This window comes from Pseudenterobacter timonensis (genome assembly GCF_900021175.1).
GTDB lineage: Bacteria > Pseudomonadota > Gammaproteobacteria > Enterobacterales > Enterobacteriaceae > Enterobacter > Enterobacter timonensis.
The window spans coordinates 607,913-634,420 of the sequence record NZ_FCOP01000011.1 but is presented as its reverse complement, the minus strand read 5'-3'; the positions used below and the strand labels follow the sequence as shown (position 1 = coordinate 634,420).

At 55.2% G+C, this 26,508-nt stretch carries 25 protein-coding genes; 6 read left to right on the top strand and 19 right to left on the bottom strand.

Annotated features, from left to right (window positions below; translation table 11 throughout):
* Positions 1 to 19: 19 nt before the first annotated feature.
* The 15 genes from rnhB to rpsB form a co-directional block, all read right to left on the bottom strand.
* Positions 20 to 616 carry a ribonuclease HII gene (gene rnhB / locus BN3796_RS09255; protein WP_061708070.1) on the bottom strand — a complete coding sequence of 199 codons (597 nt, stop codon included), beginning with the start codon at positions 614 to 616 and terminating at the stop codon, positions 20 to 22.
* Positions 613 to 1,761 carry a lipid-A-disaccharide synthase gene (gene lpxB / locus BN3796_RS09250; RefSeq protein ID WP_061708069.1) on the bottom strand — a complete coding sequence of 383 codons (1,149 nt, stop codon included), beginning with the start codon at positions 1,759 to 1,761 and terminating at the stop codon, positions 613 to 615. The genes rnhB and lpxB overlap by 4 nt, the downstream gene beginning before the upstream one ends.
* Entirely contained in the window at positions 1,761 to 2,549 is a 789-nt protein-coding gene (lpxA, locus tag BN3796_RS09245) for an acyl-ACP--UDP-N-acetylglucosamine O-acyltransferase (protein ID WP_061708068.1), read from the bottom strand. The genes lpxB and lpxA overlap by 1 nt, the downstream gene beginning before the upstream one ends.
* Positions 2,550 to 2,552: 3 nt before the next feature.
* Positions 2,553 to 3,008 (bottom strand): 3-hydroxyacyl-ACP dehydratase FabZ, encoded by a 456-nt coding sequence (gene fabZ, locus BN3796_RS09240; RefSeq protein WP_006817227.1) that lies wholly within the window; start codon positions 3,006 to 3,008, stop codon positions 2,553 to 2,555.
* 210 nt (positions 3,009 to 3,218) lie between these two features.
* The gene (lpxD, locus tag BN3796_RS09235) at positions 3,219 to 4,244 is read right to left on the bottom strand and encodes a UDP-3-O-(3-hydroxymyristoyl)glucosamine N-acyltransferase (protein WP_061708067.1); all 1,026 of its coding nucleotides are present in this window, start codon (positions 4,242 to 4,244) and stop codon (positions 3,219 to 3,221) included.
* Positions 4,245 to 4,247: 3 nt separating this feature from the next.
* Positions 4,248 to 4,742, bottom strand: coding sequence for a molecular chaperone Skp (gene skp / locus BN3796_RS09230; RefSeq protein WP_061708066.1), 495 nt, complete (start codon positions 4,740 to 4,742; stop codon positions 4,248 to 4,250).
* Between the two features lie 122 nt (positions 4,743 to 4,864).
* Positions 4,865 to 7,273 (bottom strand): outer membrane protein assembly factor BamA, encoded by a 2,409-nt coding sequence (gene bamA, locus BN3796_RS09225; RefSeq protein ID WP_061708065.1) that lies wholly within the window; start codon positions 7,271 to 7,273, stop codon positions 4,865 to 4,867.
* Positions 7,274 to 7,304: 31 nt separating this feature from the next.
* Positions 7,305 to 8,657, bottom strand: coding sequence for a sigma E protease regulator RseP (gene rseP, locus BN3796_RS09220; RefSeq protein ID WP_061708064.1), 1,353 nt, complete (start codon positions 8,655 to 8,657; stop codon positions 7,305 to 7,307).
* Positions 8,658 to 8,668: 11 nt separating this feature from the next.
* Entirely contained in the window at positions 8,669 to 9,526 is an 858-nt protein-coding gene (gene cdsA / locus BN3796_RS09215; protein ID WP_061708063.1) for a phosphatidate cytidylyltransferase, read from the bottom strand.
* A gap of 12 nt (positions 9,527 to 9,538) precedes the next feature.
* Positions 9,539 to 10,297, bottom strand: a complete 759-nt coding sequence (gene ispU, locus BN3796_RS09210; protein ID WP_061708062.1) for a (2E,6E)-farnesyl-diphosphate-specific ditrans,polycis-undecaprenyl-diphosphate synthase — start codon at positions 10,295 to 10,297, stop codon at positions 9,539 to 9,541.
* 185 nt (positions 10,298 to 10,482) lie between these two features.
* Positions 10,483 to 11,682 (bottom strand): 1-deoxy-D-xylulose-5-phosphate reductoisomerase, encoded by a 1,200-nt coding sequence (ispC, locus tag BN3796_RS09205; RefSeq protein WP_061708061.1) that lies wholly within the window; start codon positions 11,680 to 11,682, stop codon positions 10,483 to 10,485.
* Positions 11,683 to 11,772: 90 nt separating this feature from the next.
* Positions 11,773 to 12,330 carry a ribosome recycling factor gene (frr, locus tag BN3796_RS09200; RefSeq protein ID WP_061708060.1) on the bottom strand — a complete coding sequence of 186 codons (558 nt, stop codon included), beginning with the start codon at positions 12,328 to 12,330 and terminating at the stop codon, positions 11,773 to 11,775.
* Between the two features lie 166 nt (positions 12,331 to 12,496).
* Positions 12,497 to 13,222, bottom strand: a complete 726-nt coding sequence (gene pyrH, locus BN3796_RS09195) for a UMP kinase (protein WP_061708059.1) — start codon at positions 13,220 to 13,222, stop codon at positions 12,497 to 12,499.
* Between the two features lie 150 nt (positions 13,223 to 13,372).
* Positions 13,373 to 14,224, bottom strand: a complete 852-nt coding sequence (gene tsf, locus BN3796_RS09190) for a translation elongation factor Ts (protein ID WP_061708058.1) — start codon at positions 14,222 to 14,224, stop codon at positions 13,373 to 13,375.
* A gap of 118 nt (positions 14,225 to 14,342) precedes the next feature.
* Positions 14,343 to 15,068 (bottom strand): 30S ribosomal protein S2, encoded by a 726-nt coding sequence (gene rpsB, locus BN3796_RS09185; protein WP_061708057.1) that lies wholly within the window; start codon positions 15,066 to 15,068, stop codon positions 14,343 to 14,345.
* Between the two features lie 320 nt (positions 15,069 to 15,388).
* On the opposite strand from rpsB, the gene map reads away from it, so the two are divergent.
* Positions 15,389 to 16,183 (top strand): type I methionyl aminopeptidase, encoded by a 795-nt coding sequence (map, locus tag BN3796_RS09180; RefSeq protein ID WP_061708056.1) that lies wholly within the window; start codon positions 15,389 to 15,391, stop codon positions 16,181 to 16,183.
* On the opposite strand, the gene BN3796_RS21085 is transcribed toward map, so the two are convergent.
* Positions 16,167 to 16,289, bottom strand: coding sequence for a hypothetical protein (locus BN3796_RS21085; RefSeq protein ID WP_262360320.1), 123 nt, complete (start codon positions 16,287 to 16,289; stop codon positions 16,167 to 16,169). The genes map and BN3796_RS21085 overlap by 17 nt on opposite strands.
* A 1-nt stretch (position 16,290) precedes the next feature.
* Between BN3796_RS21085 and glnD the strand changes: the two genes are divergently transcribed.
* From glnD to BN3796_RS09165, 3 genes are all read left to right on the top strand, one after another.
* Positions 16,291 to 18,963 (top strand): bifunctional uridylyltransferase/uridylyl-removing protein GlnD, encoded by a 2,673-nt coding sequence (glnD, locus tag BN3796_RS09175; protein WP_061708055.1) that lies wholly within the window; start codon positions 16,291 to 16,293, stop codon positions 18,961 to 18,963.
* A 31-nt stretch (positions 18,964 to 18,994) separates the two neighbouring features.
* The gene (gene dapD, locus BN3796_RS09170) at positions 18,995 to 19,819 is read left to right on the top strand and encodes a 2,3,4,5-tetrahydropyridine-2,6-dicarboxylate N-succinyltransferase (protein ID WP_061708054.1); all 825 of its coding nucleotides are present in this window, start codon (positions 18,995 to 18,997) and stop codon (positions 19,817 to 19,819) included.
* A 110-nt stretch (positions 19,820 to 19,929) separates the two neighbouring features.
* Positions 19,930 to 20,319, top strand: coding sequence for a DUF3461 family protein (locus tag BN3796_RS09165; protein WP_061708053.1), 390 nt, complete (start codon positions 19,930 to 19,932; stop codon positions 20,317 to 20,319).
* Positions 20,320 to 20,549: 230 nt separating this feature from the next.
* Here BN3796_RS09165 and BN3796_RS09160 read toward each other — a convergent pair whose 3' ends face one another.
* The 3 genes from BN3796_RS09160 to dgt all read right to left on the bottom strand — a co-directional run bounded on the left by BN3796_RS09160 (position 20,550) and on the right by dgt (position 24,927).
* Entirely contained in the window at positions 20,550 to 21,707 is a 1,158-nt protein-coding gene (locus BN3796_RS09160) for a CdaR family transcriptional regulator (protein WP_061708052.1), read from the bottom strand.
* 146 nt (positions 21,708 to 21,853) lie between these two features.
* Positions 21,854 to 23,281, bottom strand: a complete 1,428-nt coding sequence (degP, locus tag BN3796_RS09155; protein ID WP_061708051.1) for a serine endoprotease DegP — start codon at positions 23,279 to 23,281, stop codon at positions 21,854 to 21,856.
* A gap of 131 nt (positions 23,282 to 23,412) precedes the next feature.
* Entirely contained in the window at positions 23,413 to 24,927 is a 1,515-nt protein-coding gene (gene dgt, locus BN3796_RS09150) for a dGTPase (protein WP_061708050.1), read from the bottom strand.
* 83 nt (positions 24,928 to 25,010) lie between these two features.
* On the opposite strand from dgt, the gene mtnN reads away from it, so the two are divergent.
* Positions 25,011 to 25,709, top strand: a complete 699-nt coding sequence (gene mtnN, locus BN3796_RS09145) for a 5'-methylthioadenosine/S-adenosylhomocysteine nucleosidase (RefSeq protein WP_061708049.1) — start codon at positions 25,011 to 25,013, stop codon at positions 25,707 to 25,709.
* Entirely contained in the window at positions 25,702 to 26,496 is a 795-nt protein-coding gene (btuF, locus tag BN3796_RS09140) for a vitamin B12 ABC transporter substrate-binding protein BtuF (protein ID WP_061708048.1), read from the top strand. The genes mtnN and btuF overlap by 8 nt, the downstream gene beginning before the upstream one ends.
* Positions 26,497 to 26,508 lie beyond the last annotated feature (12 nt).

The window sequence follows — 26,508 nt, the reverse complement described above, 5'->3', positions numbered from 1 at the left end:
TAATTGCTTGCGTATTGATTCAGGACACCTGTCCCAGCGCGCGTTTCACCGGGCCAAAACTGCGCCGATGATGTTCCGTTGCGCCATGCTCAGCCAGCCTTTCCAGATGGAAAGCGGTAGGATACCCCTTGTGCCGGGCAAAGCCATACTGGGGGAATGAGAGATCCAGCGTCGCCATTTCGGCATCGCGCGTCACTTTGGCGAGAATAGAGGCAGCGCTAATTTCCGGCACGCGGCTGTCACCCTTTACCACCGCCAGCGAAGGCATGGGTAAAGCAGGACAACGGTTACCGTCAATCAGCACATATTCCGGCACAATCGCCAGCCCAGCAACTGCGCGCTGCATCGCCAGCATGGTGGCGTGCAAAATGTTCAGTTCATCTATTTCATGCGGCTCTGCGCGCCCCAGACTCCAGGCCAGCGCTTTTTCTTTGATCTCATCAAAGAGCGCCAGACGACGCTTCTCGGAGAGTTTTTTTGAATCGTTAAGGCCTGCAATCGGGCGTGCCGGATCGAGGATAACGGCAGCCGTCACCACCGCCCCAACCAGCGGGCCACGCCCTACTTCGTCCACACCCGCTACAAGATGCGTGTGCGGATAGATAAATTCCATCATTGTGCTAACTCCAGCACCGCGTCAGCCGCCTGCTCATCGGCATTACAGCGGATCTGCTGGTGCAGTTCCCGGAAGGTATCGTGCATTTTATGGCTGGTTTTGCCGTTGGCCAACAGCGGCAGCAGCGCGTCGGCAAGCTTCTGCGGCTGACACTCATCCTGCAGCAGCTCTTTGACCAGCTCAAGTCCCGCCAGCAGATTAGGCAAGGAGACGTAGTCAGTTTTTACCAGCCGCTCCGCCAGCCAGAAGGTGAAGGGCTTCATACGGTAACCCACCACCATCGGGCACTTCGCCAGCATACACTCCAGCGCCGCCGTCCCCGAGGCGAGCAGCGCCGCATCGCTCGCCACCATCGCTTCGCGACCCTTACCGTCCAGCAGGTGAACCTGTAAATCGGGCGCGACCTCCGCCTTGATGCGCTCAAACTGCTCGCGCCGTTTAGCGTTCACCAGCGGCACTACCACTTCCAGATCGGGGTAAGTCTGGCGAAGAATTTGCGCCGTTTTCAGGAAATCGGCGCTGAGCATCTCCACTTCCGCGCCGCGACTTCCAGGAAGCAGTGCCAGACAGTGCGCCTCCGGTGGGATACCCAGCTGCGCCCTCGCCGCGTTTTTATCCGGGTCCAGCGGCATCGCATCCGCCATGGTGTGCCCGATAAAGCGACAAGGAACGTTAAATTTGTCGTAAAACGCTTTTTCGAAAGGCAGGAAAGCCAGCACGAGATTCGTTGACCTGCCTATTTTGAAAACGCGTTTCTGTCGCCACGCCCAGACGGACGGACTGACATAATGAATGGTTTTAATGCCCCGCTTTTTCAGATTACCTTCGAGAGTAATATTGAAATCAGGCGCATCGATGCCAACGAAAACGTCGGGCTGGAGTTCGCTAAAGCGGCGGGTGAGATCGGCGCGAATATGCAGCAAACGACGCAGGCGACTAAGCACCTCGACGATGCCCATGACCGCCAGCTCTTCCATTTCGTACCAGGCCTCGCAGCCTTCCGCCTGCATCAACGGCCCCGCCACGCCAACAAAGCGGGCGTTGGGTACGCGTTGCTTTAGCGCGCGGATAAGCCCGGCACCAAGAATATCGCCGGAGGTTTCTCCGGCGACCAGGGCTATCGTTAGCGGACGCTTATCGACCATTAACGAATCAGACCACGCGTTGAACGCTCAAAGAACGTCATGAACGCCTGCACCTCCGGATGCTGCTCCGCCAGTGCGGCCACTTCCGGCTTCACCTCATCCAGCGTTTTACCGCTGCGGTAAAGCAGCTTGTAGGCGTTACGAATGGCGGTGATCGCTTCGCGGCTAAACCCGCGGCGCTTCAGCCCTTCAATGTTGACGCCAAACGGCGTAGCGTGGTTACCCTGCGCAATCACATAAGGCGGGACGTCCTGCGCCACGCCAGAGCAGCCGCCGACCATCACGTGCGCACCGATGATGCAGAACTGATGGACCGCGGTCATGCCGCCAATGATAGCGAAATCATCAACCGATACGTGTCCCGCCAGCGTTGCGTTGTTGGCGAGAATACAGCGGCTTCCAACCGTACAATCATGCGCGATATGGGCGTTGATCATAAAGAGGTTGTCGCTGCCTACCTTCGTCAATCCACCGCCCTGTACTGTGCCACGATGAATGGTGACGCTTTCGCGAATGCGGTTACGATCGCCGATTTCCACACGGGTTGGCTCACCAGCATATTTCAGATCCTGGTTTACTTCGCCGATGGAGGCGAACTGATAGATCTCGTTGTCGCGGCCAATGGTCGTGTGACCATTCACCACTACGTGAGATTTCAGTACGGTACCCTCACCAATTTCGACATGGGGTCCAACAATACAAAAAGGACCAATGTGAACGTTGGCACCGATAACGGCGCCCTCTTCCACAATGGCGGTTGGATGAATAAAGGCAGATTTATCAATCACGTATCAGGCCTCCCGGCTACGCGCACACATCATAGTCGCTTCGCAAACAACTTTGCCGTCAACCAGAGCAACGCCTTTGAAGCGAGTCAGGCCGCGACGCGTTTTTTCAAAGGTGACTTCCATAATCATCTGGTCGCCTGGTACGACAGGGCGCTTAAAGCGCGCTTCATCAATACCTGCGAAGTAGTAAAGTTCACCTGGCTCCAGTTTGCCCACGCTTTTAAACGCGAGGATACCGGTGGCCTGAGCCATCGCTTCCAGGATCAATACGCCCGGAAAAATGGGTTTGCCCGGAAAATGTCCCTGGAAAAAAGGCTCATTTACGGAAACATTTTTCACTGCGCGCAGAAAACGACCTTCTTCAAAGTCCAGCACACGATCGACCAGCAAAAACGGAAAACGGTGCGGCAGAAGCTCTAAAATCTCTTCAATATGCAGAGTATGAGTGTCAGTAGTCAAAATACTCTTCCTGTCAAATGTACTAAATAGCAATAATAACACGGCCCGCCGGTTTACACGTCATCCTTCGAGCCGCCGCGTTGGCTACTCAGAAACCCCGTTGACATCCACTTCCGTGTTTCCGGAGGTTCTTTGCTCACCGCGTCGATGCGGCTCGAATGAATTTGCATAAAAAAGCCGACAGGCCGGAAAAAGACGTAAAGATGAAGCTTAATCTTGCTGATCGATCTTGCGCTCAATCGCCTTGAGTCGCTTGCTCATATCATCAATATTCATCACCAGTGCTGCGGTTTTACGCCAAACTTTGTTCGGTTGCAGCGGAATGCCGGAGGAGTAGACACCCGGTTCGGTGATAGGACGCATCACCATACCCATGCCCGTCACCGTGACTTTGTCGCATATTTCCATATGCCCGTTAATCACGCTGGCGCCACCGATCATGCAATAGCGGCCAATTTTCAGGCTACCCGCCATGATCACGCCGCCCGCAACTGCGGTATTGTCGCCAATCACAACGTTATGTGCAATCTGGCACTGATTATCGATGATTACACCGTTACCAATGATCGTATCGTCGAGCGCCCCGCGGTCGATCGTGGTACTGGCGCCGATCTCAACGCGATCGCCAATAATAACGCGGCCCAGCTGCGGGATCTTCACCCAGTTGCCGCGATCGTTGGCATAGCCAAATCCATCCGCGCCAATGACGGTGCCGGACTGAATCAGACACTGTTCGCCGATTTCAATCTCGTGATAGATCGTAACGTTGGCCCAAAGACGAGAGCCTGCGCCGATTTTCGTTTTTTTACCCACGAAGCAACCCGCGCCAATCACGACGTTATCGCCAAGGATAACGTCCGATTCAATTACCGCGTTGGGGCCGATTGCCACGTTGTTACCCAGCTTCGCCGTCGGGTCAATCACGGCGCTGGCCGCAATGTTTTGCGCCGGCTGCGGCGTGGTATCAAGAATTTGTGCCATACGGGCGTAGGTCAGGTAGGGATTTTTCACTACCAGCGCGCTACCCGTGGCGAACGGAAGATCGTCCTGCGTCAGAACGACAGCAGACGCCTGACACTGGGCCAGGTGTTCACGGTACTTCGGGCTTACCATGAAGGTAATGTTGCCTGCTTTAGCAGATTGCATGGACGCAACACCGGTGATGACGATATCGCCATCACCGTGTAATTCTGCATCCAACTGCTGAGCGAGATCAGCCAGTCGAATAGAAGGCATTACTTATTTAACCTGTTTCAGTACATCAGCAGTGATATCTTTCACGTCGCTGCTGTTGAAGGCAACAGCGTTAGCATCAACGACCAGATCGATGTCTTCGTCAGCTGCCACTTTTTTCACTGCAGTCTGGATACGAGTAACCAGCTTGCCGCGTTCTTCGTTGGAACGACGCTGACGATCCTGCTCGAAAGCCTGCGCTTTCTGAGAGAAAGTCTGGCGCTGTGCCATCACATCTTTTTCCAGCTTGCTGCGTTCGCTCGCCTTCATGGTAGAACCATCACGCTGCAGACGCTGCATTTTGCTTTGCAGATCGCCTTCCATACGCTGCAGTTCGCTGGCGCGGCTTTTAAATTCACTTTCCATTTTTGCGGAAACGCCGGTTTTCTGCGCTACCTGCTGGAACAGGCTACCCATGTTAACGATTGCAATCTTGTCTGCTGCCTGAGCGGAGGTTGCCATCGCTAAACCGAGACCCGCAGCTAATAACCAATTTTTCACAATTAACTCCTTACCATCCCATTGGCACCAGAAGGTACCGTTCTTTGCGTGGCAAGGCGATCGCCAGAGGGATCGCCTGTTGTCAGCGCTACACTACTAAAGCATTCCTTTGCGGCAGGCAATTACCAGGTTTTTCCAATGTTAAACTGGAACTGCTCCGCTTCGTCTCCATCGTATTTCTTAAACGGTTGGGCGTAGGAGAAAACCAACGGCCCCAATGGTGACATCCATTGTAATGCGATACCGGCAGACATACGAATGTTGCTCGGATCGCTATAGTCCGGTACATCACTCGGCATCCCGGTCGTGCTCCAGTTGGTATCCCATACCGTACCGGCGTCCACGAAGAAGGAGGTACGTACCGAGTTTGCATACTTATCGCTGATAAACGGCGTCGGCGTGATAAACTCCAGGCTTGCTACGGCCATGGCGTTACCGCCCACCGCATCGTCAGAGCTACAGAGCTGTCCGGCGCCTTTGTTGCAGTTATCGTCGTCGTTACCGCCGTAGTAAACCGCTTTCGGACCGATGTTGTTGGACTGGAAGCCACGAACGGTGCTGGAACCACCGGCATAGAAGTTCTCATAGAACGGCAGCTCTTTGCTACCGATACCATCACCATAGCCCCAACGGGTACGACCCAGAACCACCCACTTATGATCGTCATCGATCGGGAAGTAGGAGGCGGTATCCAGCGTCACCTTATAGAACTCGTTATCGGAGCCCGGAATGGTCACTTTACCATTCAGGTTGATGCGGGAACCGTCCGTCGGGAAGAAGCCGCGGTCAAGGTGGTTATAGGTCCAGCCGTAGTTGAAGGTGAAGTCATCAGCAGCGAAGCCGTTGTCATCGGAAGTCGTACTTGCCGACTGGCCGATAGAATCCAGGTAACGCCACATCGCCACCTGCGGCTGCATGTTGGACAGGTCGTTATGCACATAACCTAAGCCGGCACGCAGGGTGTTGTACTCGTTAACCGGGAAGCCAAGCGTACCGTCCAGACCGTAGCTTTTGTTGGTATAAGTAGAGAGGTCCGCATCGTCTGCTTTAAAGTCGTTGTAGAAGATACGACCACCCAGGCTCACACCGTCAACGGTGAAGTACGGGTTGGTGACGGAGAACTCAGAGTAGGTCTGATAATCGTTCTTGGTGCCGTTGATGCCCACGGAATAACCGGTACCTAACCAGTTATCCTGCTGAACACCGACCTGGAAGCTGACGCCGCTTTCGGTACCGTAACCGATACCAAAGTTGAAGCTACCGGTGTTACGTTCTTTCACCTTATAGACGACATCCACCTGGTCCGGGCTGCCCGGTACGCGTTGGGTGTCAGTATCAACCGTTTCGAAGTAGCCCAGACGGTTCAGACGCTCTTTACCCTGATCGACCAGATCGCTACCCAGCCATGCCCCTTCCATCTGGCGCATTTCGCGACGCAGAACGGAATCTTTGGAGGTGTCGTTCCCTTCGAAGCGGATTTTACGCACGTAGAAGCGGTTGCCCGCGTCAACGTTGACGTGAAGTTTCACGGTCTTATCCGCATCGTTGATCTCTGGCTGAGTCTGCACGCGCGGATAGGCATAACCGTAACGGCCGAGCAGCTTTTTAATGCCGTCTTCCATTTTGGTTACTTTCGAACCGCTGTAGAGTTCGCCCGGCTCAAGCTTCGTCAGGCTCTCGATTTCAGCAGAGTGGCCCGCCAGGTTGCCATTCACCTCTACGCCGGAAAGCTTGTACTGCTCGCCTTCGGTGACGTTGATGGTGATATAGATCCCTTTTTTGTCCGGCGTCAGGCTGACCTGAGTCGAATCGATGTTAAAGCGCGCGTAGCCGCGATCCAGATAGTAGCTGCGCAGGGTTTCGAGGTCGCCCGCCAGCTTTTGCTTCTGGTATTTGCGATCGCCCACAACGTTCCACCACGGCACTTCGTCGCGCAGCTGGAAGGTAGAGATCAGCTCGTCAGTGGAAAATGCGTGGTTGCCGACAATGTTAATCTGCTGGATTTTCGCGGAGACGCCCTCCTGGAATACCAGCTTCAGGTCGACGCGGTTACGCGGCAGCGGGGTGACAACCGCTTTGACGCTGGCGCTGTATTTACCCACGCTGTAGTAGAAATCTTCCAGCCCTTTCTCGATATCGGACAGAGTGGTGCGGTCCAGGGATTCGCCTACGCGCACGCCGGATGCCTCAAGGTTTTGCTTGAGCATATCGTCTTTCACCGACTTGTTGCCGGAGAAGGTGATACTGGCAATCGTCGGACGCTCTTTCACCTGAACCAGCAGCGTATCGCCATCGCGAAGGACACGGACATCCTCGAAGTTGCCGGTGGCAAACAGGGCGCGGATGGTATTACTGATGTCTTCATCATTAACCGTGTCGCCAGGGCGCACAGGCATACTGAGGAGGGCCGCACCAACGGCGACACGCTGAAGGCCTTCGAAATGAATGTCTTTCACTACGAACCCGTCAGCACCGTATACGGTGGCGCTGCTGAACAGCAGCGACGCTATGAGCAACTTTTTCATCGCCATCGTTATTATGCGTTCTTCCTAACTAACTCTCTTACAACCGAGAGAAATCATTGAAAAGTGCAAGCCCCATTAGCAGCACCAGCAAAATCGAGCCGATGCGATAGCTAAAGTCTTGAACTCGCTCGGATACCGGTCTGCCTTTTAGCTTTTCGATTGCTAAAAAGAGCAGATGACCCCCGTCTAAGACAGGAAGCGGAAACAGGTTGATTATTCCCAGGTTCACGCTAATGAGCGCAAGGAACATGAGATAGTAGATCACCCCGAACTCCGCTGACATCCCAGCCCCCTGAGCGATCGAGATAGGCCCACTGAGGTTGTTCAGTTTTACGTCACCGGTAATCAATTTCCCCAACATGTTGACCGTCAGCTTCATCAGTTGCCAGGTTTTATCCGTGGCTTCAAGAATGGCGCTGAACGGCCCATACTGGCGTATTGTTTTGTACTCATCAGGCAGCGGAACCACTTCTGGAACAACGCCTGCAAAACCTTGTGCTCTTCCACCGACTGACCTGGAATCCGGGGTCAGCGTTAGGACAACCGCACTCCCCTGCCGTTCGATCTCCAGGGCCAGAGGTTTGCCTGGATTATCGCGTACTAGCGTAACAAAGGTCATCCACTCTGTTAACGGCTGACCATCGACTTTAACGATCCTGTCGCCCGCTTGCAAACCTGCTTTATGCGCAGCCGAATCATTCTGCACTTCAGCTAACACCGGATCGATTTGCGCACCGCGCGGACGAATCCCCAGAGAGGCAATCGGATCGTCTTTGTCGGGCTCAAATGCCCAGTGGCGCAGATCCAGCACTTTTTCCTGCTGCTGGTCGGAACCAAAGGGGGCAACGCTCACTTTTGTCTGCGCGTCGCCGATTTTCGCCACCAGCTGCAAACGCACGGCATCCCAGTCTGGGGTTTCGATGCCATCAACCGCTTTTAGTTCCATGCCTGGCGTAATTTGCGCACTGGCCGCGATGGAGTTGGGGGTAATCTCACCGACAACCGGACGAACGCCAGGGACACCGATGATAAACACCAGCCAGTAGGCGAAAATAGCGAAAATGAAGTTTGCAACCGGACCGGCGGCGATGATGGCGGCACGCTGGCCGACGGTTTTATTGTTAAAAGCGTAGTGACGCATTTCAGGCGCGACGGGCTCGACGCGCTCATCCAGCATTTTGACATAACCGCCCAGAGGGATAAGGGCGATAACAAACTCGGTACCGTGGCGGTCAGTGCGTTTCCAGAGCCCCTTGCCAAAACCGATGGAGAAACGCTCCACCCGCACGCCGCAGCGCCGAGCAACCCAGAAATGGCCAAACTCATGCACGGTGATCAGAACACCTAATGCAACAATAAACGCAGCCAGATTCCAGAGAATGCTCAGCATATATCCTTCCGTTAAATCGTCCCAAATACCAGCAGCAGCAGGCATGCAAACACTGGCACCGCCGCCGTAAGGCTATCAATGCGGTCCAGTATACCGCCATGACCCGGAATAAGGTGACCGCTATCTTTAATCCCTGCTTCGCGCTTAAACATACTCTCGGTCAAATCGCCCAGCACCGAGGCGAGTGCGGCAAAAATAGAGCATACCAGCAGTATCGACGGCGCGACATTCAGATTTGCCCAAACGCCATATCCCCAGGAGATAATCGCCGCCGTGAACAGACCGCCGATAAAGCCCTGCCAGGTTTTCCCCGGGGAGACTTTTGGTGCCAGCTTATGTTTACCAAACAGTTTGCCGAACATATAGGCGCCGGAATCCGCGCCCCAGACAAGGATCATGACATAGAGGAGCCATAATGCGCCGCTGTAGTGGTTATCGTCATAATGCCAGGCGCGCAGCGCAACCATGCCCCAGAAGAAGGGAATAATGGTCAGCAGACCAAAGATCAGGCGCAGCGTTTTCGAATTACGCCAGAGAGCCGCCGAGCCGGGGTAGAACAGGACCAGCAGCAGTGCGGCAACCCACCAGCCTAAAGAGGCCCAAAGGGAGCCCGCCACCATTGGCTGATGAATATCGTGATGATATTCCGGCAGCGCAAAAAGCATCACCGCCAGCAGCAGGCCACAGAGTACCGCCAGCCAAACCCGCTGCGTACGCGAGGTAAAGCCGCTAAGCTGTCCCCATTCCCAGGCGGCGAGCATACAGACCACCAGCGTGACAATGGCGAATCCCACCGGAGGCAGCAAAAAGAGCGCCGCGATAACGATGGGTATTAATACAAAAGCGGAAATCAGGCGATACTTCAGCAAAAGCTACCCCCATCAGGCTTTGTCGCCACCTGGCTCGGTGCCGCCGAAACGGCGCTCTCGATTGGCAAAGGCATGCAGCGCACCTTCAAAGTCTTGTTCATCAAAATCGGGCCAAAGAACATCTGTAAAGTAAAGTTCGGCATAGGCAATTTGCCAAAGCAAAAAATTACTGATGCGATGCTCTCCCCCTGTCCTAATTACCAAATCCACCGGCGCCAGCTCATTCATGCAGATTTGCCGGTTCAGCGCCTCTTCATCAATCTGGTCGGGAGTTAACAACCCTTCCTGAACCTGTTCGGCCAGATGCCGAACGCCCTGGATAATATCCCAGCGTCCGCCGTAGTTCGCCGCGATATTCAGCGTCAGGCCGGTATTACCGGCGGTCAGCGCTTCCGCTTTACGAATACGTTCCTGCAAACGCGAGTTAAATCGACTGGTATCGCCGATAATGCGCAGACGGACGTTGTGGCGGTGCAGGCTTTTCACCTCGCTATCGAGCGCCCACACGAACAGCTCCATCAACGCAGTTACTTCCTGCGCGGGTCGATTCCAGTTTTCACTGCTGAAAGCATAGAGCGTTAACGCGTCAATCCCGTTATTCGCGGCAAAAGAGACGGCGCGGCGAACGGATTTCGCCCCCGCTTTATGCCCAAAGGCTCTGATCTTCCCTTGTCTTTTCGCCCAGCGGCCATTGCCATCCATGATGATTGCTACATGGCGGCAGCCATGAGCTGGCAAGTTATCGCTTATTGGTTGGTTCGCAGACAGCATAACGCGTTTTTAGTCCCTGAAAGGATTTAACGGTACTCAGGAATACTGAAGCCTTTACATAAAAAAGCCGTGTCAAACCACGGCTTACCTGACCACTGAAAGTCAAATACCTGCGATCAGGTGGCGCAGACTATATCACTGAAGCCCTACGCTAACAAATAGCACGACGACTGGTGGCGGTAATATCACCAGCTTGCGATACGCATCACTCGTTGACGGGCTTCGGCACGCGCCTGCGCATCAACCGCCAGTACGGCTTCCACGCTTTGCGGCTCGCGCAAATCCATCGCCTCAAGAACGGCGAGATTCAGCGCGGCGATATCCGTAAAGCGAATCTGCTGATTCAGGAAGGCCTCCACGCTAATTTCATTAGCCGCATTCAGGGCGGTGGTCGCCGCCTGCCCTTTTTCAAAGGCTTCCATCGCCAGACGCAGGCACGGGTAACGATCGTAATCCGGCTCGCAGAAGGTCAGCGCGCTTAGCTTGCAGAAATCGAGCGGTTTTGCACCAGAGATAACGCGCTTCGGCCAGGCCATCGCATGCGCGATGGGGGTGCGCATATCCGGTTCGCCCAATTGCGCAAGCACGCTGCCATCCTGATAGCGCACCATGGAGTGGATCACCGATTGCGGGTGAATCAGCACTTCCATCTGTTTCGCCGACGCATTAAAGAGCCAGCGGGCTTCAATGTATTCCAGACCTTTATTCATCATGGTGGCGGAGTCAACGGAGATTTTGCGTCCCATTGACCAGTTCGGATGACGACAGGCTTGATCCGGCGTCATCGCGCTCAGTTCAGACAGCGGCGTCTCGCGAAACGGGCCACCAGACCCGGTAAGCAGAATAGATACCACGCCATTCTGCTCCAGGTCAGCGTACCCCAGGTTTTCCTGAAAAGGTTGCGGTAAACTCTGAAAAATCGCGTTGTGCTCGCTATCGACCGGTAAAAGACGCGCGCCGCGCTGCTTTACAGCTTCCATAAATAGCCGTCCGCAGGTCACCAGCGACTCTTTATTCGCCAGCAGCACATCTTTACCGGCGTCAATAGCGGCAAGCGTCGGCAGAAGCCCTGCCGCCCCGACGATTGCCGCCATCACCTGATCCACCTCATCCAGGGCAGCCATCTCGCAGGCTGCCTGCTGTCCGCTCATCACCTCTGTCCGGCTTCCCTGCTGGGCCAGTTGCGATTTAAGCGTGCGCGCGCTTTCCTCATCGTCCATCACCGCATAGCGGGGAGTGAACTCCAGACACTGCTCCACCATGCGCTCCACGTTTTTTCCGGCTACCAGCGCGGTTACCGTATAGTGTTCAGGATTGTGGCGAACAACGTCGAGAGTGCTGCAACCGATAGAGCCGGTTGAGCCGAGAAGAGTTAAATGCTTCATGAAATGCCCACGTTAGACCAGATAAAAGCAAAACGCCGCCAGCAAGGCGCAGTGGCCCCCTGAACGGCGTTTATCCATATACGAAGAGAATCAGAACTGCATCAGTTCCGCTTCTTTGTCTGCCAGCGCCGCATCAATTTTCTTGATTGCCGCGTCGGTCAGCTTCTGTACCTCGTCCTGAGAACGACGATCGTCATCTTCGCTGATCTCTTTCTCTTTCAGCAGCGCCTTGACCTTATCGTTCGCATCGCGACGTACGTTACGTACGGAAACACGTCCCTGCTCTGCTTCGCCACGCACAACTTTGATCAGATCTTTACGGCGCTCTTCGGTCAGCGGCGGCAGCGGAACGCGGATATCGGTGCCCGCGGAGCTTGGGTTCAGACCCAGGTCGGACGCCATAATCGCTTTCTCAACGGCCGGCCCCATAGAGCGGTCGAATACGTTGATTTTCAGCGTACGGGTATCTTCCACGGTAACGTTAGCCAGCTGACGCAGCGGCGTCGGCGTACCGTAGTATTCCACGACGATGCCATCCAGCAGGCTTGGGGAAGCGCGGCCAGTACGCACTTTGCTGATTTGGTTTTTGAACGCTTCTACGCATTTTTCCATGCGTACTTCAGCGTCTTTTCTGATGTCGTTAATCACGTTACGAATCCTTGAAAGCTTGTCTCAGGCAGACTATCCGCCAGCACAGCCGCGGGGCTGTGCTAAGTATAGTCGCGTTTAATTCATGGCAACGCCAAAGGCGCGTCCAGGTAAGGTACCACTACAATTAGAACGGAATCTTACCTGTATTTATCGCTGACGGAAATTATTCCGTAATCAGCGTGCCCTCTTTTTCGCCCATTACCACGCGGCGCAGCGCGCCCGGCTTATTCATATTGAATACGCGAATTGGCAATTTATGGTCGCGAGCCAGCGTGAAGGCGGCAAGATCCATCACTTTCAGCTCTTTATCCAGCACTTCGCTGTAGGTCAGCTGATCGTACATGGTAGCGGAAGGATCTTTTGCCGGATCGGCGGTAAACACGCCATCCACCTTCGTGGCCTTCAGTACGACGTCAGCTTCGATCTCGATCCCGCGCAGGCAGGCTGCGGAATCGGTAGTAAAGAACGGATTACCCGTACCGGCGGAGAGGATCACCACGCGGTTGTTACGCAGCAGGCTGATCGCTTCAGCCCAGCTGTAGTTATCGCACACGCCATTCAGCGGAATAGCGGACATCAGGCGGGCGTTCACATAGGCGCGATGAAGCGCATCACGCATCGCCAGGCCGTTCATCACGGTAGCCAGCATGCCCATGTGGTCGCCCACAACGCGATTCATACCCGCTTTCGCCAGACCTGCGCCACGGAAAAGGTTACCACCGCCAATGACTACGCCAACCTGAATGCCCAGTTCAACCAGTTCTTTGATTTCCTGTGCCATGCGATCAAGAATGCTTGCGTCAATACCGAAGCCTTCCGCTCCCTGCAGCGCTTCGCCACTCAGCTTAAGCAGAATGCGTTTGTACACGGGTTTTGCATTGGTAGCCATGTTTCTTTCCTGAGACTGTCAACGATTAAGATGGGGTTAATTCTGACGACATACTATGTCGCTTACCAGCACCAGGACTCCTGGAGTCCGTCTGATTTTTACATGAGGGGCACAAAAAGAAGCCGCCCTCAGGCGGCTCCTTTTCATTTATTAAGACTGCTTGGACATGGCAGCAACTTCTGCTGCGAAGTCAGTCTCAACTTTTTCGATGCCTTCGCCCACTTCGAAGCGGATGAAGCCAGTTACATCAGCGTTGTGCTCTTTCAGCAGCTGAGCAACAGATTTGCTCGGGTCCATAACGAACGGCTGGCCGGTCAGAGAAACTTCGCCGGTGAATTTCTTCATGCGGCCTTCAACCATTTTCTCTGCGATCTCTTTCGGCTTACCGGACTGCATGGCGATGTCCAGCTGAACCTGGTACTCTTTTTCTACCACTTCAGCAGACACATCTTCCGGCTTAACAAATTCCGGCTTGCTTGCAGCGATGTGCATAGCCAGCTGTTTAACCAGCTCTTCGTCAGCGCCTTTAGCCGCAACCAGAACGCCGATACGCGCGCCGTGCTGGTAAGAGCCCAGAACGTCGCCTTCCAGGGAAGCTACGCGACGGATGTTGATGTTCTCACCGATTTTAGCAACCAGCGCAACGCGCTCTTCTTCGAACTGCGCTTTCAGCACTTCAACGTCAGTGATTTTACCCGCAACGGCTGCATCCAGAACTTTGTTAGCGAATGCCTGGAAACCAGCATCTTTAGCAACGAAGTCGGTCTGGCAGTTAACTTCCAGGATGATACCGTAGTTACCGTTAATCTTAGTGATGATCACGCCGTCAGCAGCAACGTTGCCTGCTTTTTTCGCCGCTTTGATCGCACCAGACTTACGCATGTTTTCGATTGCCAGCTCGATGTCGCCGTTCGCTTCGGTCAGCGCTTTTTTGCAATCCATCATGCCTGCGCCAGTACGTTCGCGCAGCTCTTTTACCAGGGAAGCGGTAATTTCAGCCATTCTAAAATCCTCGGGAGGTGTGAACTGCCCGGTCATCGGCCAGACAGTTTGAATTGAAAAAAGGGGCCGCTAAGAGGCCCCTATCCATACACGGTACTAAATAAGGGCTTAAACCTTATTATTCAGCTTCTACGAAGCTTTCTTCCGCCTGAGAAGCCAGATCCTGGGAACGGCCTTCACGAACGGTAGCAGCAACAGCGCTCAGGTACAGGCTAACAGCACGGATTGCGTCGTCGTTACCCGGGATAACGAAGTCAACACCGTCTGGATCGGAGTTGGTATCAACAATCGCGAATACCGGAATACCCAGGTTGTTAGCTTCTTTAATAGCGATGTGCTCGTGGTCAGCGTCGATAACGAACAGAGCGTCCGGCAGACCGCCCATATCTTTGATACCGCCCAGGCTGTTTTCCAGCTTTTCCAGCTCACGAGTGCGCATCAGCGCTTCTTTCTTGGTCAGCTTGTCGAAAGTACCGTCCTGAGACTGAGTTTCCAGATCTTTCAGGCGCTTGATGGACTGACGAACAGTTTTCCAGTTAGTCAGCATACCGCCCAGCCAGCGGTGGTTCACGAAGAACTGGTCGCAGCTGTTGGCAGCATCTTTCACAGCTTCGCTTGCAGCGCGTTTAGTACCAACGAACAGAATCTTACCTTTACGGGAAGCAATCTTGTTCAGCTCAGCCAGAGCTTCGTTGAACATCGGTACAGTTTTCTCAAGGTTGATGATGTGAACTTTGTTACGCGCACCGAAGATGAACGGCTTCATTTTCGGGTTCCAGTAACGGGTCTGGTGACCGAAGTGAACACCAGCCTTGAGCATGTCGCGCATGGAAACAGTTGCCATGTTTAAAACCTCTATTTAAAAGTTGGGGTTATGCCTCCACGTATCCCATATTACCGACCCCGAAGGGCACCCCGGAATATGTGCCGATACGTGTGTGTTGTTACACATAGTGAGATTTGTCGCTTCCGTCCATTCTGTGTAGTTGAAATGGATCGGAAGTCCGGCGCGCTTTATACCACAATTTAGCGATGGAAACCAATAAATGTTGGCCCGATGTGCTGTTAATGATTCTCAGTTTGGCAGCAGGTGCAGGGGGCTGATACCATTGACAACACGTAGACTCATATTGTCGGCATGACCGACACTGATGGACAGATTACATGGCAATCCTTATTAAAACTCCTGAAGAAATCGAAAAAATGCGCGTCGCCGGTCGTCTGGCCGCTGAAGTGCTGGAAATGATCGAGCCGCACATTAAACCGGGCGTCAGCACCGGCGAGCTGGATCGCATCTGCAACGACTATATCGTCAACGAACAACAGGCGGTTTCCGCCTGCCTCGGCTACCACGGCTTCCCGAAATCGGTCTGCATCTCGATTAATGAGGTGGTATGTCACGGTATCCCGGACGATGAAAAACTGCTGAAAGATGGCGACATCGTTAACATCGACGTGACCGTCATTAAAGATGATTACCACGGCGACACCTCGAAGATGTTTATCGTCGGTAAGCCAACCATTCTGGGCGAGCGCCTCTGCAAGGTGACCCAGGAGAGCCTCTACCTGGCGCTGAAGATGGTGAAGCCGGGTATCCGCCTGCGCTCCCTTGGCGCAGCGATCCAGAAGTTCGTTGAGGCGGAAGGCTTCTCCGTGGTGCGCGAATATTGCGGACACGGCATCGGCCGCGGCTTCCACGAAGAGCCGCAGGTGCTGCACTATGATGCGGACGACGGCGGCGTCGTACTGCAAAAAGGGATGACCTTTACCGTGGAGCCGATGGTCAACGCCGGCGACTACCGCATCCGCACCATGAAAGATGGCTGGACGGTAAAAACCAAAGACCGGAGCTTGTCTGCGCAGTATGAGCATACTATTGTGGTGACGGAAAACGGCTGCGAAATTCTGACGTTGCGCAAGGATGACACCATCCCGGCGGTCATTACGCACGACGAATAACTTTTTGCCTGATGGCGCTGGCGCTTATCAGGCCTACAAATGGCACTATCCCGTAGGCCGGATAAGGCGTTTCGCCGACATCCGGCTTTTTTAATGGGTGGCGCACAATGAATACACTTCCTGAACAGCACGCGAATACGGCACTCCCCACCCTTCCTGGCCAGCCGCAAAACCCTGGCGCCTGGTCGCGCGACGAACTCACCGTCAGCGGAATTAAATCCCACATCGACAGGTTCCAGCAGTGGCTGGGCGACGCTTTTGACAGCGGTATTTCCGCAGAACAGCTGATTGAAGCTCGTACCGAATTTATTGATCAGCTGCTGCAACGTCTGTGGATAGAGGCGGGATTCGGGCAAGAGGCCGATCTGGCGCTGGTAGCCGTTGGCGGCTACGGACGAGGCGAACTACATCCGCTTTCGGATATCGATCTGTTGATACTCAGCCGGAAACGCCTGCCGGACGAGCAGGCGCAGAAGAGTGGCGAATTGCTGACGCTGCTGTGGGACGTGAAGCTGGAAGTCGGCCATAGCGTGCGTACCCTGGAAGAGTGTCTGCTGGAAGGACTGTCGGATCTCACCGTCGCCACCAACCTGATCGAAACGCGTCTGCTGATTGGCGACGTGGCGCTGTTTCTTGAGCTGCAAAAACATATTTTTAGCGACGGCTTCTGGCCTTCGGAAAAGTTCTTCGCCGCCAAGGTGGAAGAGCAGAACGTCCGCCACCAGCGCTATCACGGCACCAGCTACAACCTGGAGCCGGATATCAAAAGCAGCCCCGGCGGCCTGCGCGATATCCACACGTTACAGTGGGTGGCGCGCCGTCACTTTGGCGCCACCTCGCTGGATGAGATGGTCGGCTTCGGCTTTCTCACCGAAGCGGAGCGCAACGAGCTGAACGAGTGTCTGCATCTGCTGTGGCGCATCCGCTTCGCCCTTCATCTGGTGGTAAGCCGCTACGATAACCGTCTGCTCTTTGACCGCCAGCTCAGCGTCGCCCAGCGTCTGAACTACACCGGAGAAGGCAACGAGCCGGTAGAGCAGATGATGAAAGATTTCTTTCGCGTCACCCGCCGCGTGGGGGAACTTAACCAGATGCTGCTTCAGCTCTTTGACGAGGCGATCCTGGCGCTCCCCGCCGATGAAAAACCGCGCCCGATTGATGATGAATTTCAGCTGCGCGGCACGCTTATCGATCTGCGCGACGATACCCTCTTTATTCGTGAGCCGCAGGCGATTCTGCGCATGTTCTATACCATGGTGCGCAACAGCACTATTACCGGCATCTACTCCACCACTCTGCGCCATCTGCGCCATGCCCGACGCCATCTGACGCAACCCCTGTGCTACATCCCTGAGGCGCGTTCGCTCTTTCTCAGCATGCTGCGCCACCCGGGCGCGGTGAGCCGAGGCCTGCTGCCGATGCACCGCCACAGCGTCTTATGGGCCTATATGCCCCAGTGGTCGCATATCGTCGGGCAGATGCAGTTCGATCTTTTTCACGCCTACACGGTGGATGAACATACCATTCGCGTGATGCTGAAATTAGAGAGCTTCGCCAGAGAGGAGACGCGCGCGAAACATCCGCTGTGCGTGGAGCTCTGGCCGCGCCTCAACCACCCGGAGCTGATTCTGATCGCCGCCCTGTTCCACGATATCGCCAAAGGGCGCGGCGGGGACCACTCGGTACTTGGCGCGCAGGACGTGCTGAAGTTCGCCGAGCTGCATGGACTGAACTCCCGCGAAACGCAGCTGGTGGCCTGGCTGGTGCGCCATCACCTGCTGATGTCGGTCACCGCCCAGCGGCGCGATATCCAGGACCCCGAGGTGATTAAACAGTTCGCGGAGATTGTGCAGACCGAAAACCGCCTGCGCTTTTTAGTCTGCCTGACGGTGGCCGATATCTGCGCCACCAACGAAACCCTGTGGAACAGCTGGAAGCAGAGCCTGCTGCGCGAGCTTTACTTCGCCACTGAAAAACAACTTCGCCGCGGTATGCAGAATACGCCGGACATGCGCGAGCGCGTACGTCACCACCAGCTTCAGGCGCTGGCGCTGCTGCGTATGGAGAATATTGATGAAGAGGCGCTGCATCAGATTTGGGCGCGCTGTCGTGCGAACTACTTTGTGCGTCACAGCCCAAACCAGCTCGCCTGGCACGCCCGTCATCTGCTGGCGCACGATCTGTCGAAGCCGATGATTCTGCTGAGCCCACAAGCGACGCGCGGCGGTACGGAGATCTTTATCTGGAGTCCCGACCGCCCTTACCTCTTTGCCGCCGTCTGCGCCGAGCTGGACAGGCGCAACCTGAGCGTTCACGACGCGCAGATCTTTACCACCCGCGACGGGATGGCGATGGATACCTTTATTGTGCTTGAGCCGGACGGCAGCCCGCTCTCCGCCGATCGCCACGACGCGATTCGCGTCGGGCTGGAGCAGGCCATTACCCAGCGCAGCTGGCAGCCGCCGCAGCCGCGCCGTCAGCCAGCCAAATTGCGCCACTTTACCGTCGATACGGAAGTTAACTTCCTGCCGACCCATACCGAGCGAAAATCGTTCCTTGAGCTGATCGCGCTCGACCAGCCAGGGCTGCTTGCCCGCGTCGGCCAGGTTTTTGCGGATCTGGGAATTTCGCTGCACGGCGCCAGAATTACAACTATTGGTGAGCGAGTAGAAGATTTATTTATAATCGCCACCGCCGACCGGCGTGCCCTTAATAATGCGCTCCAGCTTGAGGTACAACAACGGTTGACAGCGGCCCTCAATCCAAACGATAAAGGGTGATGAATTTTTTACACAGATGGAAAGAGTAAACATGCAGCAGTTACAGAACGTTATTGAGACCGCTTTTGAGCGTCGCGCCGAGATCACCCCGGCAAATGTGGATACCGTCACGCGTGAAGCGGTAAATCAGGTCATTTCCCTGCTCGATTCCGGCGCGCTGCGCGTCGCGGAAAAAATCGACGGGCAGTGGGTGACCCATCAGTGGCTGAAAAAAGCTGTCCTGCTCTCTTTCCGTATTAACGATAACCAGGTTATCGAAGGTGCAGAAAGCCGCTACTTCGATAAAGTGCCGATGAAATTCGCCGATTACGACGAAGCGCGCTTCCAGAAAGAGGGCTTTCGCGTGGTGCCGCCAGCGGCGGTGCGTCAGGGCGCGTTTATCGCCCGTAACACGGTGCTGATGCCTTCTTACGTGAACATCGGTGCCTACGTTGACGAAGGGACCATGGTAGATACCTGGGCAACCGTCGGCTCCTGCGCGCAGATCGGTAAAAACGTTCATCTCTCCGGCGGCGTCGGCATCGGCGGCGTACTGGAGCCGCTGCAGGCGAACCCGACCATCATCGAAGATAACTGCTTTATCGGTGCCCGTTCCGAAGTGGTTGAAGGGGTGATCGTTGAGGAAGGCTCGGTCATCTCCATGGGCGTATACCTCGGTCAGAGCACCAAAATTTACGATCGCGAAACAGGGGAAGTCCATTACGGTCGCGTTCCGGCGGGCTCGGTGGTGGTTTCCGGCAACCTGCCGTCAAAAGATGGCAAATATAGCCTCTACTGCGCGGTGATTGTGAAAAAAGTCGATGCGAAAACGCGTGGCAAAGTAGGGATTAACGAACTACTGCGTACTATCGATTAATAAGCTATAAAAAAAGCGGGGGCTACCCCGCTTTTTTTACGTTTGTGGGTGGCGGAAATAGATTTTTTCGTTAATTATTCAAAGGTTATGTTGTTTTCAAGGATACCGTTATGTACGACAATCTGAAAAGTCTGGGCATTACCAATCCTGATGAGATCGATCGCTACAGTCTGCGTCAGGAAGCGAATAACGACATTTTGAAAATCTATTTTCACAAGGATAAAGGTGAGTTTTTCGCCAAAAGCGTGAAGTTCAAATATCCACGCCAGCGTAAAACCGTCGTCGCCGATGGCATTGGTCAGGGGTACAAAGAGGTCCAGGAGATCAGCCCGAATCTGCGCTACGTGATCGACGAGCTTGATCAAATCTGCCAGCGCGACCGGAGCGACGTGGATCTTAAACGCAAGATCCTGGACGATCTGCGCCATCTGGAGAGCGTCGTCACCAACAAGATCAGTGAAATCGAAGCCGATCTGGAAAAGCTGACCCGTAACAAATAATTCCCGCTGCGGGTTGCTTTCCCCTCACCCTAACCCTCTCCCCAAAGGGGAGAGGGAACTGTATTGTGCGCAAACGCAGCTTATGTACAAACCGCCCTCTCTGAATTGTATTGCGCGCAAACGCAGCTTATGCACAAACCGCCCTCTCTGAACTGTATTATGCACAGACCGCCCCCTCTCCCTTTCAGGGAGAGGGCTGGGGTGAGGGTCAACACAGCCGGCAAATAGCCTTATCTCTGCTCGTCCAGCTGCAGCGCTACGTAGAGCAGCAGCCGGTCATCAAAGTTCCCCAGATCCAGCCCGGTCAGCTCGGAAATACGATTCAGACGATACTCAAGGGTATTACGGTGAATAAATAACGCCTTAGAAGTGGCCAGCGGCTGGACATTGTGGCTGAACCACGCCTGCAGCGTACGCCGCAGCAGGCCGTTGTTATCCATCGCCTTCAGGCGCACCAGCGGGCGCGCCAGCTCGTTGGCTTGCCAGCCGCCGCGCAGGCTGTCGAGCAGAACCGGCAGCATCAGATCCTGATAAAACCAGGCGCGGCTCTCCGGCATACGCTGTTTGCCCACCATCATGGTGGTACGCGCCGTGCGCCATGAACGGGCAATGCTGCCCGGCCCGGTAAAATAGTTACCCAGCGCCACGCGAAAACGTAGCTGCCCGTTCTCCTCCATACGCGCGATCAGCTGCTCTATCCGACGCCGGTGCTCCTCCGCGTCCCAGCGGCCAAACTGGTTGAGCGCAGGCTTCAGGACCACCATCTCCGTCAGGGAGACGATCGCCACCAGATTGTTACGCTCCGGCGTCGCCAGCGCGTTTTGCAGCTGCTGCAGCTCCGCCATGGCGCTGTCCACTCCAAGCTGGCCGCTATCTACCTCAATCACCGCCACCACGCGCGGCTGGTTGAGATCGATGCCCAGACGCTGTGCCCATTCAATAAGCGCTGGCGTATGCTCTTCCGCCTGGATCAGGTTCATTACCAGCTCTTCGCGCAGTCGGCTATCCTGCGCCAGCAGATGCATCAGGCGCGACTGCTCAAGCATCATTTCTGCGGTCATACAGACCAGCTCGCCATACTTACGCAGCGACTCTGGCTCGCCCGTTAACCCAATGACGCCAACAATTTCCCCTTCCAGACGCAGCGGCAGGTTAATCCCCTGACGCACGCCGTGCAGATGCCTGGCCACCGCATCGTCGATGTCCACCACACGCCCCTGGGACAGTACCAGCAACGCCCCTTCGTGCAATTCACCAATACGTTCGCGATCGCCACTGCCAATAATACGTCCACGCGCATCCATCACGTTAATATTGGTATCAATAATACGCATGGTGCGCGCCACAATATCCTGCGCCATTTTGGTATCAAGATGCCAGCCAGCCATGTAACCCTCCTGTGAGCAGGCTCAAGCATACGCAAGATTAATGGCGGGAGCATTGTGCAGATGCACAAAGTCAGGGTAAGAAATATGGACTTGTGGGAAAAGTCACAAAAAAAGCCCCTGCGTTTGTTACGCAGGGGCAGGAGGGATTACTGCATCAGCAGATAGATAGAGGTGTCGCCACGCTGGATATTCAGCGCCAGTACGGACGGTTTGCTGTCGAGGATTTTACGCAGCTCAGCGATATTTTTAACCGGCTGCTGGTTCGCCCCGATAATCACATCGCCTTTTTTCAGGCCGATACGGGCAGCAGGGGTATTAGCTTTCACCTCACCCACCACGACGCCTTTATCAGCCCCTTTGTTGCTCATCTCCGCCCCTTCAATGCCGCTGAAGATGGTGCTGGAGTCAACCTGCGACTGGCTGCTTTGCTGCAGTTCCAGGCTGACGTTCACCGGCTTACCGTCACGCAGCAGGCCGAGGGTCACTTTACTGCCTACCGGCATAGAACCCACTTCGGCGCGCAGCGCGGCAAAGCTGCTGATTGCCTTACCGTTCAGGGTGGTGATGACATCGCCCGCCTTAATACCCGCTTTCGCGGCGGAGGAGTTCGGCATTACCTGGCTGACAAAGGCGCCGCGCTGGGCGTCAACCTTCATCGCTTTCGCCAGCTCGGAGTTCAGCTCGGTCCCCAGGATACCCAGCTCGCCGCGTTTCACCTGGCCAAATTCCACCATCTGGCTGGTCAGGTTTTTCACCATATTGCTCGGGATCGCGAAGCCGATACCGATATTGCCGCCGTCCGGCGCCAGAATCGCGGTGTTAATGCCGATCAGCTCGCCGTTCAGGTTAACCAGCGCACCGCCGGAGTTACCGCGGTTGATTGCCGCATCGGTCTGGATAAAGTTTTCGTAGTTTTCCGCGTTAAGGCCGCTGCGACCCAGCGCAGAGACGATACCGGAAGTCACGGTTTCACCGAGGCCGAACGGGTTCCCGATCGCCACGGTATAGTCGCCGACGCGCAGTGCGTCAGAGTCGGCCAGCTTAATCGCGGTCAGGTTTTTCGGATCCTGGATCTGGATCAGCGCGATATCGGAGCGCGGGTCTTTCCCCACGACCTTGGCGTCAAATTTACGGCCATCGCCCAGCTGAACCTTAATGCTGGTGGCGTTATCCACCACGTGGTTGTTGGTGACAACATAGCCTTTTGCCGCGTCGATGATGACACCGGAGCCAAGCGCCATAAATTTCTGCTGCTGGCCGCCGTCACCACCGCCCGCTCCGCCCTGGCAGAACGGCGAACTCTGGAATGGCGATCCATCCTGGCAGAACGGCGAGTTATCGCCGAAGAACTGCTGGAAGTTACGCGGCAGGCGCGGCGTATTAACGGTCGTACTACCCTCAACGTTGATACTCACCACCGATGGCATCACTTTCTCCAGCATCGGCGCAAGGCTTGGCATCTGCTGTGCGGTTGCCGCCGAAGAGGCGCTCTCCGCTGCGCTTGCAGACAGAGGAGACAACGCTAAACCTAAACTCAGAGCCAGTGCACTCATTGCTAACGTGGTTTTTTTCATGTTTCTCAATCTCGATTTTCAGGTAACACAAAATTGCGGTGTATGTCAGATTCGTTTTATAGCGCGAAGTTCCGGGATTAAGTTTCTGGAAAAGGTAAAAATTTATTGGTCATCTTTACAAAACGAGGCGGTTATTCCACCGCCATCAGCTTCCGGTATTCATCCCATGCATATAAATCGGTCATGCCGCTGATATAGTCCTGAATAAGCCGGCAGCGGAAATAAAACTCCATTACCGGCCATGACGGGCTTTGTCTGTCGATTTTACTCACCGCCTCCACGTAGGCAAGACGATGCCGCGTGGAGAGTTTATGAAACAGCCGCGTTTCAATAGGCAGGCGCTTAATACGCTCTTTTTCCACCAGCTCGCTGAACGCCTCTGTGGTTAATTGCAGCAGCGGCTGATAAATTTCCAGCAGCCCGCTAATTACCCTGTAACCCTGCAGTTCAAGCTGCTCGACATCCGGATGGCTAAAGACATGATGCATCGCCACATTCTTATAAAGTTCAAGTAGTTGGCTGAAGCTACTGTCATCTTCCAGCAGCGCGTGGTTAAATTCACCGGCATAAATGGCAGGCAGATTATCAATAAAACGTGATGCCGCATAAGGCACCAGCTTATTTAAAGTGTTGACCCGCAAATACATAAAAAACTGATCTTCAGTGCTATGACTAAAGGAATTAGAACGCGATTTCTCGAAGGCATTTTCTACCACCTGTGCAAAGAGCGAACCTTTTTCATGATGCCCCCAGGCCTCGTAGAGATGCTGGTAAAGCTCCTCCACGGTAAATATGCGTTTCTCTACCGCATCCTCAAGATCGGCCACGCAATAGGAGATATCATCCGCCGCTTCCATAATCCAGGTAAGTGGGAAGCGTCCAAAAGGGGACAAAGACAGTTCTTTACGCAGCCGCTCAATATAAGCCTCTTCGGAGAAATAGTAGCCCGGCTTCTTCATCAGATAATCGTGCGAGGCGGGCGGCTCGCCCTGCCACCACGCCGGACGGGTATATTTCAAAATACAGCCCACCTGCGCCCAGGTGAGGTTCATACGCATCAGGGTATGCACCAGCCGGATACCCTGCGCGTTACCTTCAAAATGGCAGAGATCCTGGCGCACCTTCCGCCGTAAGTCATTTAGCGGCTCTTCCCCCTCTCGCAGGCAGAGCGCTTTTACCATACAGCGATCGTCGCTGAGCGGCTGGCTGGCCGCATCGGAGGGGAACAGCCGCTGGCGGAACCAGTCGTTAATCGCCGCCTCGCCAAAATGACCAAAGGGCGGGTTACCGATGTCGTGCATCAGGCAGGCCATCTCAACGATGCTCTCGAACGGCCCGGTCAGCTCATCCAGCCCGTACTCTGTTAGCAGGCGCAGCTCTTTCAGACGGCTTAAGATCTCTTTGGCGATATAGCGCCCGACCTGCTGAACCTCCATCGAGTGGGTCAGCCGCGTGCGCACCGCCGCGTTACGCTCCAGCGGGAAAACCTGCGTTTTTTGCTGCAACCGTCGGATGGCGGGCGAATTAACGATGCGCCCACGGTCGCTTTCGAAGATACGCAGGATCTCATGCTCACTCTTTACCCCCTGTGGAGAACGGTAACGCCGGTGCCAGTTAATTTTGTTGCGAAAATCGATCTGTGCCATCTGCTCCCCCGCGTGAGAAATGCGCTACCCCGTAAGCGCATGATAGACTATGCATCTTAACAAGGCACATCGCGAGTAAATCTATGAAAATCGGCATTATTGGTGCAATGGAAGAAGAAGTTACGCTGCTGCGTGACAAAATTGAGAACCGTGAAACCTTCTCCCGCGGCGGCTGTGAAATCTATACCGGCAAGCTGAACGGGACCGACGTGGCGCTGCTCAAATCAGGCATCGGCAAAGTCGCTGCCGCGCTGGGCGCCACCCTGCTGCTGGAGCATTGCAAACCTGACGTGATTATCAATACCGGCTCAGCGGGCGGCCTGGCGCCGACGCTCAAGGTAGGCGATATCGTCGTTTCTGATGAAGCGCGTTATCACGACGCCGATGTCACCGCCTTTGGCTATGAATATGGTCAGCTTCCGGGCTGCCCGGCTGGCTTTAAAGCAGATGAGAAACTGGTTGCCGCTGCGGAAAACTGCATTGCGGAACTGAATCTGAACGCCGTACGCGGCCTGATCGTCAGCGGCGACGCGTTTATCAACGGCTCGGTCAACCTGGCGAAAATCCGCCACAACTTCCCGCAGGCGATTGCCGTTGAGATGGAAGCGACCGCCATCGCCCACGTCTGTCACAATTTCGGCGTGCCGTTCGTGGTGGTGCGAGCCATCTCCGACGTGGCCGATCAGCAGTCACATCTGAGCTTTGACGAGTTCCTGGCGGTAGCGGCCAAACAGTCGACCATTATGGTCGAAACCCTGGTACAGAAGCTGGCGCGTGGCTAACCGGCTTGTCAGGGCGTGCGTCGCCCTGCTTCTGCTGGCTCCGGCGTGGCTCTCTGCCGCGCCGCGCGTCATTACGCTCTCCCCGGCCAATACGGAGCTGGCCTTCGCCGCCGGTATTGTGCCGGTGGGCGTCAGCAGTTTCTCCGACTATCCCCCCGCGGCCCGTCAGATTGAGCAGGTTGCCACCTGGCAGGGCATGAACCTGGAGCGCATCGTCGCGCTTAAGCCGGATCTGGTACTCGCCTGGCGCGGCGGCAATGCCGAACGGCAGGTCAACCAGCTCTCCGCGCTCGGCATTAAGGTGATGTGGGTGGATGCGGTCAGTATCGAACAAATTGCCCAGGCGCTTGAGGCGCTGGCCGCCTATAGCCCGGCGCCAGATAAGGCGCACCGGGCCGCCCAGAAGCTGCTTGGCGACTATGCCGTGCTCAAGGCCCGCTACGCCCGGGCGGTGAAAAAGCGCGTCTTTTTACAGTTTGGCAGCCAGCCGCTCTTTACGACAGCCAGGGGCTCCATACAGAATCAGGTGCTGGAGCTGTGCGGCGGCGAAAACATTTTTGCCGCAAGCCGGGTTCCCTGGCCGCAGGTCAGCCGTGAGCAGGTGCTGGCGCGGTCTCCGCAGGCGATCGTGGTTGTCGGACGCGCGGGCGAGATCCCAAAAATAGAACAATACTGGCAAACTGAGTTAAAAATTCCGATTATTGCTCTTAAAAGCGACTGGTTTGAGCGCGCCAGCCCACGTATTATCCTCGCCGCAAAACAACTCTGCTCTGCGCTTGCAGAATAATTTTTATTCGAG